Raw genomic sequence first — 14,411 nt, forward strand, 5'->3', positions numbered from 1 at the left:
ACAATAAGCTCCCGTACGTTTGTCGTTACACGATTATAATGGAGGGAAAATCAGAACGCAACCCGTGTTGGAGATGATTGACAGCTGTTTGCCGCACATAGTAAGGTAATATAGTTAGGTGCCTAACTACATACAGAGAACTGAAAAGGTGGTTATCAACATGAAACATATACTGATTGCGGGGGGCGGAATCGGCGGGCTGTCGGCAGCCATTTCTCTCAGTAAAGCAGGTTTTTCCGTCACCTTATGTGAAGCGGCTGCAGAAAACCGCAAGACCGGCGCAGGGATTCTCCAGCCGCAAAACGCACGGGCGGTGTTAAAGGAGCTGGGCGTATTTGAAGAGTGCTGCGTGCATGGATTTCAAACAGCGTGGTTTAAAACATTTGATAAGCAGGGGAATCTATTATTCAAAGTCAGTGAGTCTTTCTTAGATGATAAGCTTCCGGGCCGCAATAATATTCTGCGAAAAACGTTAAATGATATTCTCATCAAGCATGCCGAAGCTTCGGGTGCAAGGATTTTGTGGGGGAAAAAGATTGTGGCTTATGAAGAAACGCCTGAAGCGGTTACCGCTGTATTTGATGATGGAGAAAAGGTGCAGGCCGACATTCTGGCGGGCTTTGACGGCATTCATTCCATTGTGCGGGATGCCATGCTGCAAAAAGAAATAGAAAAAGAGTTTCTCGGCATGGGGGCGTGGCGCTTTTATATCGAACTTCCCGATTATACCTTTGAGGACGCGACATTGATGTTTAGAAGCGGAGAGACACAAATCGGCGTCGTGCCGCTTGCGGAACACGCCGGCTATGTTTTCGTCCTTCAGCCTTGCGCGAGCGATTATTGGGATGAGGAAGAGACCCGGTTTGATAGAGTCAAAGAGATCCTCTCAGGCTTTCCGGGGCTCAATTTTGTCACAAAGCATATGTCAAAAGAGCATCCCGTCATTTTTAACAAGCTGGAGCAAGTCGCAGTACAGGAGCCATGGTACAAAGGCCGCGTCGTCATCGGGGGAGACGCCGCCCATGCCGGAGCGCCGACCCTCGCACAAGGAGCGGCAATGGCCATCGAGGATGCCATGGTCCTCGCCGAAGAACTCAAAAACCACGACGGCATCAAAACCGCATTTCAGGCATACTTCGAAAGAAGAGCGCCAAGAGCGCTCAAAGTGCAGGACTTATCTTCAGAAATCGTCCGCCGCGGGCTGAAAGGCCATCCGGGAGCGGAAGAGCTGATCGGGGAGTGCTATGCGGTGTTGAGAGAAGGATATTAAATAGGAAAAGTCCAGAATTGAATTCTGGACTTTTTATTCTTGCTCTGTTTTATTCCGTATCCGCTCAATCACCTCATGCAGCCCCTCAGGCTTATAAAACTCCACCGGCGAACTGCCCTTCTCAAACGAAATCGTCTCGGCTTCAATCAGCGCGACATAGCGCCCGTTCACCTTCGCAAGATGAATCGATTCGCCAAAATCAGCTAGCAATCCCTTAATCTCGGTTTCTCCGACTTTCATTTTCAGCTCGGCTTCCGGCGTGTGCTCGATAATCTGGGCGGAGGCTTCGATCACTTGATGCGTGTCGAGGCGTTCTTGGATTTCCCGTTTTTCGCTCGCTTCCCAGATTTCGATGTCTTGTTCAAACTGCTTGAGCTCTTCACTGTTGTCCTCAAATGTCTCATAGACGTGCTCCTGCACCATGTTCATGACCTGGGTTTTCATGATTTCCGGCATTGATTCGCCGTACTCAACGAATTTCAGGAAATCCTCAAAATAGCGGGCGTGCGAGGCTTGGTGGATTTTCAGCTCGCCTTCCTCGACCATTCCTTCCTCCGGCATGAACGGGTATTGGATGCTCTTCATGTTTTTTGTCGTGATGGCCATTTCGACTTTTTTAATGAGGGAAGATGCGTCTGAGATGCGGGCGATCTTCGGCTCAAAATCACATTTCATAATGAAGACAAATGACTCGTCGAAGTACTTTCTCGGCACAGCCGAAGCGACTAAGAACACACCGCCGCGGACCGCGCTTGTATCTAGGTACGTGCGGACGAACTGTTCGCTCAGCTCGTTAAAGTCCTCTTTTGTTTCCGCCAGGCGCGCACGGTTGAACATGTTGTAGTTCGGGTTGGAATCCAGCTCGTGGCCGGGTTCGACGATAAAATGGCCGATTTTCGTCGGCACCTGCTCGGACTGCGGATGGCGGTCGGCTTTCCGTTTGACGATTTTTTTCAGCTCTCCGTCAAGAAAGTCCTTCAGTTCGCTTTCTTCAAATTCCTCTGTATCAAGGGTCTGGAAGTGCTTGAATTGCTTGTTAGCCTGCTCATCCTTGCCCTCCACCTGTATGACATAAAAGGATAAAAATCGAATTTCAAAATCCATATATGAACTCACCTTATTTGCGTATTGTACAGCTTCTCAAGTATAGAAAAAACAATGATCAGGCGTCAATCAGAGAAATGGAATAATCGTCACCATGAAAGGGAAATGTAGTCAGATAGAAAGCATTACATACGGAAAGGAATGGTTCGATGAAGGAAACAAGCCCGATTCCTCAGCCGAAGACGTTTGGACCGCTCGGCAATCTTCCTTTAATTGATAAAGATAAACCGACCCTGTCACTGATCAAATTGGCAGAAGAGCAAGGCCCCATTTTTCAAATTCACACACCGGCGGGCACGACAATTGTGGTGTCCGGCCATGAACTCGTGAAAGAAGTTTGTGATGAAGAGCGTTTCGATAAAAGCATTGAAGGCGCTTTGGAAAAAGTTCGCGCGTTTTCCGGTGACGGATTGTTTACAAGCTGGACGCATGAGCCCAACTGGAGAAAAGCGCACAACATTCTGATGCCGACGTTCAGCCAGCGGGCCATGAAGGATTATCATGAAAAAATGGTCGATATCGCTGTTCAGCTGATTCAAAAGTGGGCCAGGCTCAATCCGAATGAAGCAGTCGACGTCCCTGCGGATATGACCCGGCTGACGCTGGACACGATCGGGTTATGCGGATTTAACTATCGTTTTAACAGCTACTACAGAGAAACGCCTCATCCGTTTATCAACAGCATGGTGCGCGCGCTGGATGAAGCGATGCACCAGATGCAGCGGCTTGATGTTCAAGATAAACTCATGGTCAGAACCAAGCGCCAATTCCAGCACGATATTCAAACGATGTTTTCGTTAGTCGACAGCATTATTGCAGAGCGCAAGGCGGATGGGGACCAGGATGAAAAAGACTTGCTCGCCCGGATGCTGAAGGTGGAAGATCCGGAGACCGGGGAAAAGCTTGATGATGAAAACATCCGTTTTCAGATCATTACATTTTTAATTGCCGGCCATGAAACAACGAGCGGTCTGCTTTCGTTTGCGATCTACTTTTTATTGAAGCATCCCGACAAATTGAAAAAGGCGTATGAAGAGGTCGACCGGGTGCTGACGGATGCAGCGCCGACCTATAAACAAGTGCTTGACCTGAAATACATCCGGATGATTTTAAATGAATCATTGCGTCTATGGCCGACGGCTCCGGCTTTCAGCCTTTATCCGAAGGAAGATACGGTCATTGGCGGAAAATATCCGATCACAACCAAGGACAGAATTTCTGTCTTGATTCCGCAGCTTCACCGCGATCAAGACGCTTGGGGAGAGGATGCTGAGGAATTCCGTCCAGAACGGTTCGAACATCAGGACCAAGTGCCTCATCATGCTTACAAGCCGTTCGGGAATGGACAGAGAGCCTGTATTGGCATGCAGTTCGCCCTGCATGAGGCTACACTTGTGCTGGGCATGATGTTAAAATATTTCACTTTGATTGATCATGAGAATTATGAGCTTGATATCAAGCAAACGCTGACACTTAAGCCCGGTGATTTTCACATCCGGGTTCAAACGCGAAATCAGGAAGCGATTCATGCCGGTGTCCCGTCGGAGGAAAAAGCGGCGCACAACGATGAACAAAAGGGCAAACAGGAAACGAAAAGTGCATCGGTTATCGGTCTCAACAACCGGCCGCTTCTCGTACTGTACGGCTCTGATACCGGCACTGCGGAAGGCGTCGCCCGGGAGCTTGCAGATACAGCCAGTCTTCACGGCGTAAGGACTGAGGTTGCGCCCTTGAACGATCAGATTGGAAAGCTGCCGAAAGAGGGAGCCGTTGTGATCGTCACCTCTTCCTACAATGGAAAACCGCCAAGCAATGCGGGGCAGTTTGTGCAGTGGCTTGAAGAAATACAGCCGGGTGAGCTTGAGGGTGTCCATTATGCGGTGTTTGGCTGCGGAGATCATAACTGGGCAAGCACGTATCAGTACGTACCCCGAACGATTGACGAGCAGCTAGCGGAAAAAGGGGCGACCCGTTTTTCTGCACGCGGAGAGGGCGATGTGAGCGGTGATTTTGAAGGACAGCTTGACCAGTGGAAAAAAAGCATGTGGTCGGACGCCATCAAAGCCTTCGGACTCGAGCTTAATGAAAACGCTGATAAGGAGAGAAGTACGCTGAGCCTTCAGTTTGTCATGGGGCTGGGAGAATCCCCATTAGCCCGGTCGTATGAAGCGGTTCACGCATCCATTGCGGAAAATCGTGAACTCCAGTCCGCAGACAGTGGGCGCAGCACCCGCCATATTGAAATTGCGCTGCCTTCTGGCGTCGAATACCGGGAAGGTGATCACCTTGGCGTTCTGCCAAGGAACAGCCGGACAAATGTCAGCCGGATTCTTCACAGATTCGGCTTAAAAGGAACTGACCAAGTTACACTGACGGCAAGCGGGCGCAGCTCCGGGCATCTGCCTTTGGATCGGCCTGTCAGCCTGCATGATCTGCTCAGCTACAGCGTCGAGGTGCAGGAAGCGGCAACAAGGGCGCAAATACGCGAGCTGGCCGCATTTACCGTCTGTCCGCCTCATAAACGTGAATTGGAAGATATGACGGAAGAGGGCGTTTATCAGGAACAAATTTTGAAAAAACGGATTTCCATGCTGGATCTGCTCGAACAATATGAAGCATGTGAAATGCCGTTTGAACGGTTTTTAGAGCTTTTACGCCCGTTAAAACCGCGGTATTATTCGATTTCAAGCTCTCCGCGGGTGAATCCGGAACAAGCCTCGATAACTGTAGGCGTTGTGCGCGGGCCGGCTTGGAGCAGCCGCGGCGAATATCGCGGAGTGGCATCGAATGACTTGGCGGAGCGGAAGGCGGGAGATGATGTCGTGATGTTTGTCCGCACACCGGAATCCCGATTTCAGCTCCCGGAAGACCCTGAAACACCAATCATCATGGTGGGGCCGGGAACAGGGGTTGCGCCATTCCGCGGATTCCTGCAAGCTCGGTCAGCTTTAAAACGCGAGGGAAAAACGCTCGGCGAAGCCCATCTTTATTTTGGCTGCAGAAATGACCGCGATTTTATTTACCGGGATGAGCTTAAGCAGTTTGAACAAGACGGAATTGTTACTGTGCACACGGCTTATTCCCGTAAAGAAGGCATACCGAAAACGTACGTTCAGCACCTCATGGCGGAACATGCGGAAACCTTAATTTCGATCCTCGACCGCGGCGGCCGGCTTTATGTATGCGGTGACGGCAGCAGGATGGCGCCTGATGTGGAGGCCGCGCTGCAAAACGCATATCAGTCTGTTCATGGCACCAGTGAAGAAGAAGCGCAAAACTGGCTCAAACATCTGCAGGAAACAGGCATGTATGCAAAGGATGTCTGGTCAGGGATTTGATTGTTTTTACAAAGGACTGGAAAGATCCAGTCCTTTTGTTATGTCCTTTTTAAAAAAATGTGATCTCGCTAAACGTCTGTGCATACAATAACCACAGTCCGCCTGATGGGCGGGCTGTCCTTAAGACCTATTTCTCGTTTTTGCTAGTTTATGTTATTCTTATACTCGGTATCTATTTCTTTTTTTCCAAAAGCGGGCATGACAAAAGAAACCTTTTTTATTTACGAGAAAAAAAGTGAAACGAATTGAGGGCTTCTTTCGTCCAGTGTTTGGTTTGAAATAGGTGTAATAGAAATGGTATGGTGCAAAACGTAAATATCCCGGTATAGCGCGGTATATTTATTTGTTGTGTGATGCCTTGATTTTGTTTGGAAAGAAGGAATTGAAAGACAGGATAAAAGAGAAGGTAAAAGTAAATAAAGACTTAAAGTGTTTAAGAAAGTAGAGGTTGCCATGAAGAAACTTTTTTCTTACAAACTTAGCTTTTTTGTGTTGGCTGTTATACTGTTTTGGGCAAAAACGTATTTATCCTACAAAACAGAGTTTAACCTTGGGGTAAAAGGCACAACCCAAGAAATCCTTTTGGTGTTTAACCCGTTCTCAAGCGCCGTCTTCTTTTTAGGACTGGCTTTGCTTGCGAAAGGGCGAAAATCGGCTATTATCATGCTGATTATTGATTTTGTGATGACGTTCATTTTATATGCAAATATTTTATTCTATCGTTTCTTTGATGATTTCTTAACGTTCCCGAACATTAAACAGTCCGGCAACGTCGGAAACATGGGAGACGGTATTTTCAGCATCATGGCCGGTCATGATATTTTCTATTTCTTAGATATTATCATCTTGATTGCGGTACTGATCTGGAGACCTGAATTCAAAGGATTCAAAATGAAAAAACGTTTTGCGTCTTTGGTGATCCTTTCCGGGGTCGCACTGTTTTTCATCAACCTGCATTTTGCGGAAAAAGACCGCCCGCAGCTGCTGACAAGAACATTTGACCGCAATTATATCGTAAAATACTTAGGTCTTTACAATTACACCATCTATGACGGTGTGCAGACGGCTCAAACAGAAACGCAAAGAGCGTATGCAAGCAGCGATGATCTGACAAGTGTCGAGAATTACACGACGTCACATTACGCGAAGCCGAACGCTGAGTACTTTGGTTCTGCCAAAGGCAAAAACATCATTAAGATTCACCTGGAAAGCTTCCAGTCGTTCCTGATTGATTACAAGCTGAACGGTGAAGAAGTTACGCCATTCTTAAATAAACTGGCCCACGGCGGCGAAGACGTCACGTACTTCGATAACTTCTTCCATCAGACAGGTCAGGGTAAAACATCTGATGCCGAGCTGACAATGGATAACTCGATCTTCGGTCTTCCGGAAGGCTCCGCATTTGTAACAAAAGGCGAAAACACATACCAGTCGCTTCCTGCGATTTTGGATCAGAAGGAAGGCTATACAAGCGCCGTCCTGCACGGTGACTACAAATCGTTCTGGAACCGCGATCAGATTTACAAACATATCGGCTATGACAAATTTTTCGACGCAAGCACGTATGACATGTCAGAAGAAAACATTATTAATATGGGGCTCAAGGATAAGCCGTTCTTTACAGAATCGATTCCAAAACTTGAATCTCTGAAAAAGCCGTTTTACGCGCATTTGATTACCTTGACAAACCATTATCCGTTTAACTTGGATGAAAAAGACGCGACGATTAAGAAAGCGACGACTGGCGATAATACAGTCGACAGCTACTTCCAGACTGCCCGTTACCTTGACGAGTCCCTTGAGCAATTCTTCAAGGAACTGAAGGAAGCAGGTCTGTATGACAACTCAGTCATCATGATTTACGGTGACCACAATGGGATTTCTGAAAACCATAACCGCGCGATGAAAGAAATTCTCGGAAAAGAGATCACAGATTATCAAAACGCACAAAACCAGCGTGTGCCTCTGATGATCCGCATTCCTGGCAAAAAAGGCGGAGTGAACCATACGTATGGCGGCGAAATTGACGTCATGCCGACACTTCTTCACTTGCAAGGTATTGATTCTGAGAAATATATCAACTTCGGTACCGATTTATTCTCTAAAGACCACGACGACACAGTGGCGTTTAGAAACGGCGACTTTGTAACGCCGAAGTACACATCTGTCGACAATATTATCTATGATACGAAGACAGGTAAAGAAGTAAAAGCGAATGAAGATACGAAGAACCTGAAAACGAGAGTGACACAGCAGCTGAAGCTTTCAGACAGTGTCCTTTACAAAGACTTGCTGAGATTCCACAAACTCAGTGACTTTAAAGCCGTTGATCCTTCTGATTATCATTACGGCAAGGAAAAAGATATCGAATAAGACAAAGAAGAGCCTTGAGCGGGCGCATTGCCGCGCTCAGGGCTCTTTTTTTGTGTGGTTACATAACCAAGTTGAAAAAATAGATTCCATTTGGTCACCAAGGCCGCCTCTCTCTCATATCATTACAGTAGATTTTGAAACCGGTATTGGAATCGGACAAATTATCGGGGAAATGCCTTGATAGATTGTAAGGAGGTACCAAGGTTTCGAACTCAATATTCATAGAGATGAGGGGTAGAGATGAAAGCGGTCATTCTCTGCGGCGGAAAAGGAACGAGAATGAGTGAGGTCACGAATGAACTTCCTAAACCGCTCGCCATGATAGGCGGAAAACCGATTCTATGGCATATTATGAAAATCTATCAGTACTACGGAGTGAACGAGTTTATTCTGCTTTTAGGCTACAAAGGAGAAAAAATCAAAGAATATTTTCTGAATTACGAATGGAAGCACAACAGCCTCACGCTCGACAGTTCTACAGGAGAGGTGCAGATGCTGGGACAGCCTGAAACGTGGAAAATCACATTTTTGGAGACAGGGGAAGACACGCTGACAGCCGGAAGAATCTTGCAGGCGAAGGACTACATCGGCGATGAAACGTTTATGCTCACCTATGGGGACGGGCTGGCCAATATCAATCTTTTTCATCTCATCAGCTATCATCAGACAAAGGGTGCTGCCGCGACTGTCACCGGCATTGATAAAGTCTCGCAGTTCGGCACCTTGACGGTTGAGGATGGCATAGCGAAAACATTTTCTGAAAAGACATCGAGTGACGGCATCATCAATGGCGGATTTTTTGTTCTCAATCCAAAGGTTTTCGATTATTTGCCGAAGGACGGGAACGCCATGTTCGAAGATGAACCGCTGAAGAACCTTGCGAAAGACGGTGAACTTGCCGTGTATCGCCATTACGGATTTTGGACGGCAATCGATACGTATAAAAATCTTTTGGAAGTCAACAAGCTGTGGGATCAAGGACAACATGTATGGAAGGTATGGTGAACTGATTTGAGTTTCTGGAAAAATAAAAACGTATTTGTCACGGGTTGTACAGGTCTTTTAGGAAGCTATTTGGTGAAAGAGCTGATCGAACAGGGCGCAAACGTGACGGGGCTTGTCAGAGATCATGTGCCTCAGTCCAATCTTTATCAGGGAGAACATGTGAAGAAAATGAACATCGTGCAGGGCGCTCTTGAAGACTTGCCTGTGATTGAACGCGCGCTTGGCGAGTATGAAATCGACACGGTGTTTCACCTCGCTGCACAAGCGATTGTCGGCGTAGCGAACCGCAACCCGGTTTCAACCTTTGAAGCGAATATTCTCGGCACGTGGAATGTTCTTGAGGCCTGCCGGAAGCATCCGTTAATCAAGCGTGTCATTGTCGCGTCAAGCGATAAAGCATACGGCGATCAAGAAAACCTTCCGTACGATGAAGATATGCCGCTGCAAGGCAAGCATCCGTACGACGTATCGAAAAGCTGCGCGGATCTGATCAGCCATACGTATTTTCACACCTATGGCCTGCCGGTCTGTATCACACGCTGCGGAAATCTGTACGGCGGCGGGGATTTGAACTTCAACCGCATCATTCCGCAGACGATTCAGCTTGTGCTGAACGGGGAAGCTCCCGAAATCCGCAGCGACGGCACCTTTGTCCGCGACTATTTCTATATTGAAGATGCCGTTCAGGCTTATCTGCTTCTGGCGGAGAAAATGGAGGAACACAATCTCGCCGGGGAAGCCTTTAACTTCAGCAATGAGATTCAGCTGACTGTACTTGAGTTAGTCGAGAAAATATTAAAGAAAATGAACAGCAATCTAAAGCCGAAGGTGCTGAATCAGGGAAGCAATGAAATCAAGCACCAATATTTATCTGCGGAAAAAGCGAGAAAGCTGCTGAATTGGACACCTGCTTACACCATTGATGAAGGACTTGAAAAAACCATTGCGTGGTATACAGAATTCTTCAAAAAGTAACGCGAAATGAGGTGAACATACCGTGACGAGCGCCTATTGCACCGTTTTATCAAAAGGAAGATTATATCAGGCAGTTGCCTTATTTAAGTCTTTAGCGCAAGTCGATCAAGACAGCCCCATTTTTACGCTTTGTATGGATGATGACACGCACCGCGTATTGCAGAAATTGAATCTGAAGCAGCTGACACTTGTACCGGTGGCAGCGCTTGAAAATGAAACGCTCCTGAAGCTGAAGGATACACGGGATCAAAGCGAATACTGCTGGACGATGAAGCCGATCTTTCTGCAAGCTGTGCTGAACAGCAATCCCGAGCTGGAACGGGTGACGTATATTGACGGAGATTTATTTTTCTACACCGACCCGTCACCGATATTTTCGAACCAGCCGGACTGCTCGGTGCTGCTTTCCCGGGGCGATATTATCATCCCTTCCTTTGAAAGAGAGCAAATTGATATGCTGCAGCGTCTGTTAGGCAGATATAACTCGGGCTTTATCAGCTTTAAACATGATAAAGCAGGAACGGACTGTCTGGAGTGGTGGAAGGAGCGCTGTCTTGAGGAGTGTAAAAATGCGCCGGGTGAAGGGAAATTCGGGGATCAGGGCTATTTGGATTATATGTCTGAGCTGTTTCCGAATGTGTGTGACATTACGACACCAGGTGTGAACATCGGCCATTGGAATTACGGACAGCATACGTTTTCCTGGAAGGATGGCCGAATTGTGCTGGAAGATGGAAACCCGCTGATCTTCTATCATTTCAGCGGATATCGAATCGTCAGCATCAATGAAATCAAACAGATTCACGAAACAACACGCACAGACCTGCCGTTTGTGCATGAGCTGTACCAGCAGACCCTGCCGCATATCATTCAGCATATCAAAGCGCTTGACCCTGAATTTAACGGTTTTGCTTCAAAAGATGATAACAAATAAATGATTAAATACAGGAAGTGAAAATGAAGTGAAAGCAAGCGTTATTATTCCTGCATATAATTCAAAGGAGCGCCTCTATAACAGCCTTCTGTCTTTAAACCAGCAGGAGTGCGATGAAGAGTTTGAGGTCATCGTAGCAGATAATGGCTCTGAGGACGGGACGCTCTCGATGCTCAAATCGTTTCAAGCGGACTTTCCGCTGATTTTTGTACGGATTAAAGAAAACAGGGGCATTGCATACGGAAGAAATCAGGCGGTCCGCAATGCCAGAGGAGATATTCTGATATTCCATGACAGCGATATGCTTGCTGCCAAGGATCTTGTGGCAAAGCATATCAAAGCGCATGAAAACGAAGAGAATCTTGTCGTGTGCGGTTTATTTTGGAAAAGGATCTACAGCTATTATTATGAGCGCTTTGAAGATGAACATAAGAAGCAGCTCGCAAAATTATATGATGAAATGCCGAAAAAAGACAAACAAAAGCTTCTGGCGGAAGCTGATATCAAAAACGAAAGCTTTCTGGATCAAAGCTTTGACCTTGATACCGATTTTATTGACGTGCTGAAGCGGATACTGGATGAATACGGCGATGACTTAAAGGGCTACCATATGCCGTGGCGTTTTTTTATCACAAACAATTCATCAGTAAAACGAAAGCATGTGGCTGATCTCGGTTTGTTTGACGAAGGCATTGTGCGGTACGGGTTTGAGGATTATGATCTTGGGATCAGGCTCCATCAGGCCGGACTCACGTTCAGGCTGCACCGCGATATTGTCAGCGTTCATCAGGAGCACCCGAGCAATTGTCAGTCAGTAGACGATATCAGAGCAAACATTGCCTATATGTGCGACAAATATAACAACATTCAGTCATTAGACGTTCATCTTGCCTTTAACGGCCCATTCCCTCCGGACATGACCAACAGGATTATGGCTGATATTCATAAGCTGCTGGACTCGAAGAAATACGACATGCTGCTGCATCTGTTTCTTGAGCTGCTCCATGTCGTGAAGGATCGCAATCTGGACCCGGATTGGCAGAAAAAAACACCGCGGGTGACTGCGAAAAGCTTTGATTTGCAAGCCGTTCAAAAGCTTCTGCCAAAAGCGAAGAAGAAGCTTGGCGTGAACGATTTTGCCAATGCACTGTATGCGCTTGTCAATGATTTACTGCACGTGGATCTTAGATAAATGGATGTGGTATGGTGAGTCAATTTCATTTTTCAACAATAGTGTCAAGGACGCACATCTTTAAACTGATGCCTATGATTCATTCCCTCCATGAGCATTGCGATGATTTTCATTTATATGTGCTGTGTGTTGATCAGAAGGCATATGAATTGCTACAGCACGTGCCATGGGAGCATGTCACCTTTGTGCAGCTTCATGAAATGGAAGATCCGGAGCTATTGGAAGCGAAAAGCAATAGAACGTTCCATGAGTATTGCTGGACACTGAAGCCCGCATTTTTGTTCCATGTCATGAGTCAGTGGGATGACGCCGATTATTATGCCCATATGGATACCGATCTGTTTTTCTTTTCTGATCCAGCGCGTATTTTTGCCGAAAATCCGGCGGCTTCACTGTATTTGACTGATCACCGCAACTCGCCGCGGTTCATGTCTTATTATGAGCGGACCGGGCGTTTTAACACAGGCTTTGTCGGCGCCCGGAATACGGAAGAAGCCTATAAAGCGGTGTGGCAGTGGAGACAGGATTGCATTGAATATTGCACGGTGGAAATGAATACGAAAAGAAAGACGTACGGCGATCAAAGGTATGTGGAGAAGTGGCCGGCACAGTATCAGGGTGTGCATGTTGTCAAATCAACCGGAGCCAATACGGCGCTTTGGAATATAGAAAACTATAAGGTGACTCAAAAGGACGGCCGCGTTTATCTAGATGAAACGCCGCTGATTTTCTATCATTTCTCCGGATTCACATTGGTGACGGAGAACGAATTTAATCTTTGCTGGTATTACCGCATTGAAGACGAAGCGACAATTGAAATGATTTATATGCCGTATGTGTTAAACCTGAAAAGATGGATTGACGAAATACAGGCGGCATTTCCGGACTTTGCGGACGGCTTTATCCCGAAGCACGCGGTGCCGGACACTCATTTTATACAGCTTGATTAAAAAACCCCTGCCAGGCGGCAGGGGTTTTTTCAGCTATGCCATTCTCTCAGTTTCTGATCGCTCGGCAAAAGAAACGCAAGGATGCCAAGAATCGGGAGAAACGCAATGGCAATCATGGTCGGGGTCAGTCCCGCAGCATCAATGAGAGCGCCAAGCGCCACAGCGCCGATTGCTCCCATACCGAAGGCGAGGCCGACGGTTAAACCGGACATCGTGCCGATCTTTCCGGGGACAAGCTCCTGTGCATACACAACCGTTACGGAAAAGCTCGACATGAGAACCAAGCCGATCAAAGCGAGTACGCCATAGGCCAGAACCGGTCCGGCAAATGGAAGCAGAATCGCCAGCGGCGCTGAGCACAGCAGCGAGCCGAGAATGACAACTCGTTTTCCAAAACGGTCTGCGAGCGGGCCGCCGAGAAAGGTTCCGACAGCGCCAAACAGCAAAAAGACGAAAATATAGCTCTGAGCCTGCTGAATGCTTACGTGATATGTATCCATCGCGTAAAACGTGTAAAAGTTGCCGATCGCACTCGTATACCAAGAACGCGCGAAAATCAAAAAGATAATAATAATAAGAGCGGTTATAACGGACTTGGTGACAGACGAGTTTTGTTCAGCGGCTTTCTTTTGGGTGCCCTGCTTCTGTGCAAGACTGCCGAGCCGAGCGGCGTACCATTTTGCAATATAAAGCAGAAACATAACGGCGAGCGCGGCTACAAGTGTAAACCAGACAGCACCGAATTGTCCGAGCGGAACAAGGATCAGCGCGGTAATCAGGGGCGCCATCGCTTGGCCTGAGTTTCCTCCGACCTGATAAATGGACTGGGCAAGCCCGCGTTTTGTGCCGGCGGCCATATAAGCCACACGGGAGCCTTCCGGATGAAAAATAGCGGAACCTAATCCGATGAAAAACACACAGCACAAGATCGTCACAAATGACGGGGCAAATGCAAGGCCCAATATGCCGAGCATGCTGGCAGTCAGCCCGATCGGCAGGGCGTACGGCCGCGGCCGTTTATCCGTATACCAGCCGACGACAGGCTGCATGACAGATGACACCATGTTTAATGTAAAAGCGATGAAGCCGAGCTGTGTGAACGTCAAACTCATGGAGCGTTCCACAATCGGGAACATGGCGGGTATCACAGCCTGCAGCGAATCGTTGAGCATGTGGCAGATTCCAATGATAAACAAAATCGGATACACAGTAGTGCCGGGTTTTTGAACAGGTTTTTCCTTCAGCGGGGCGGCAATAGCCAAATGATTCT

The 14,411-nt window shown here is 47.4% G+C and carries 10 protein-coding genes; 8 read left to right on the forward strand and 2 right to left on the reverse strand.

The window, feature by feature from the left end:
* Positions 1–160 precede the first annotated feature (160 nt).
* Entirely contained in the window at positions 161–1,270 is a 1,110-nt protein-coding gene (locus NSS75_RS04195; protein ID WP_339236111.1) for an FAD-dependent oxidoreductase, read from the forward strand.
* A gap of 33 nt (positions 1,271–1,303) precedes the next feature.
* On the opposite strand, the gene NSS75_RS04200 is transcribed toward NSS75_RS04195, so the two are convergent.
* Positions 1,304–2,374, reverse strand: a complete 1,071-nt coding sequence (locus NSS75_RS04200) for a DUF3900 domain-containing protein (RefSeq protein ID WP_339236114.1) — start codon at positions 2,372–2,374, stop codon at positions 1,304–1,306.
* A 149-nt stretch (positions 2,375–2,523) separates the two neighbouring features.
* Between NSS75_RS04200 and NSS75_RS04205 the strand changes: the two genes are divergently transcribed.
* The 7 genes from NSS75_RS04205 to NSS75_RS04235 all read left to right on the forward strand — a co-directional run bounded on the left by NSS75_RS04205 (position 2,524) and on the right by NSS75_RS04235 (position 13,141).
* Positions 2,524–5,712, forward strand: coding sequence for a bifunctional cytochrome P450/NADPH--P450 reductase (locus NSS75_RS04205; RefSeq protein WP_339236116.1), 3,189 nt, complete (start codon positions 2,524–2,526; stop codon positions 5,710–5,712).
* 453 nt (positions 5,713–6,165) lie between these two features.
* Positions 6,166–8,085 carry a lipoteichoic acid synthase LtaS1 gene (gene ltaS1 / locus NSS75_RS04210; RefSeq protein WP_024120525.1) on the forward strand — a complete coding sequence of 640 codons (1,920 nt, stop codon included), beginning with the start codon at positions 6,166–6,168 and terminating at the stop codon, positions 8,083–8,085.
* 240 nt (positions 8,086–8,325) lie between these two features.
* Positions 8,326–9,090 (forward strand): glucose-1-phosphate cytidylyltransferase, encoded by a 765-nt coding sequence (locus NSS75_RS04215; RefSeq protein ID WP_059293866.1) that lies wholly within the window; start codon positions 8,326–8,328, stop codon positions 9,088–9,090.
* A 6-nt stretch (positions 9,091–9,096) separates the two neighbouring features.
* Positions 9,097–10,065: a GDP-mannose 4,6-dehydratase gene (locus NSS75_RS04220; protein ID WP_024120527.1), complete on the forward strand. Its 969-nt coding sequence runs from the start codon at positions 9,097–9,099 to the stop codon at positions 10,063–10,065.
* A gap of 22 nt (positions 10,066–10,087) precedes the next feature.
* On the forward strand, positions 10,088–10,999 hold the full coding sequence (locus NSS75_RS04225; protein ID WP_024120528.1) for a putative nucleotide-diphospho-sugar transferase: 912 nt from the start codon (positions 10,088–10,090) through the stop codon (positions 10,997–10,999).
* Between the two features lie 28 nt (positions 11,000–11,027).
* Positions 11,028–12,191, forward strand: a complete 1,164-nt coding sequence (locus NSS75_RS04230; protein WP_024120529.1) for a glycosyltransferase family 2 protein — start codon at positions 11,028–11,030, stop codon at positions 12,189–12,191.
* A 14-nt stretch (positions 12,192–12,205) separates the two neighbouring features.
* A complete protein-coding gene (locus tag NSS75_RS04235; RefSeq protein WP_339236122.1) occupies positions 12,206–13,141 on the forward strand; it encodes a hypothetical protein in 936 nt (311 codons plus the stop codon).
* Between the two features lie 29 nt (positions 13,142–13,170).
* On the opposite strand, the gene NSS75_RS04240 is transcribed toward NSS75_RS04235, so the two are convergent.
* Positions 13,171–14,403 carry an MFS transporter gene (locus NSS75_RS04240; protein WP_339236125.1) on the reverse strand — a complete coding sequence of 411 codons (1,233 nt, stop codon included), beginning with the start codon at positions 14,401–14,403 and terminating at the stop codon, positions 13,171–13,173.
* Positions 14,404–14,411 lie beyond the last annotated feature (8 nt).

Source organism: Bacillus sp. FSL K6-1012 (assembly GCF_037964915.1).
Classification (GTDB): domain Bacteria; phylum Bacillota; class Bacilli; order Bacillales; family Bacillaceae; genus Bacillus; species Bacillus halotolerans.

What these genes read in the sequence shown, in the direction of transcription:
- NSS75_RS04205 (WP_339236116.1), top strand. Translation starts at nt 2,524, where the DNA reads ATGAAGGAAACAAGCCCGATTCCTCAGCCGAAGACGTTTGGACCGCTC.
- NSS75_RS04195 (WP_339236111.1), top strand. Translation starts at nt 161, where the DNA reads ATGAAACATATACTGATTGCGGGGGGCGGAATCGGCGGGCTGTCGGCA.
- ltaS1 (WP_024120525.1), top strand. Translation starts at nt 6,166, where the DNA reads ATGAAGAAACTTTTTTCTTACAAACTTAGCTTTTTTGTGTTGGCTGTT.
- NSS75_RS04215 (WP_059293866.1), top strand. Translation starts at nt 8,326, where the DNA reads ATGAAAGCGGTCATTCTCTGCGGCGGAAAAGGAACGAGAATGAGTGAG.
- NSS75_RS04200 (WP_339236114.1), bottom strand. Translation starts at nt 2,374, where the DNA reads ATGGATTTTGAAATTCGATTTTTATCCTTTTATGTCATACAGGTGGAG.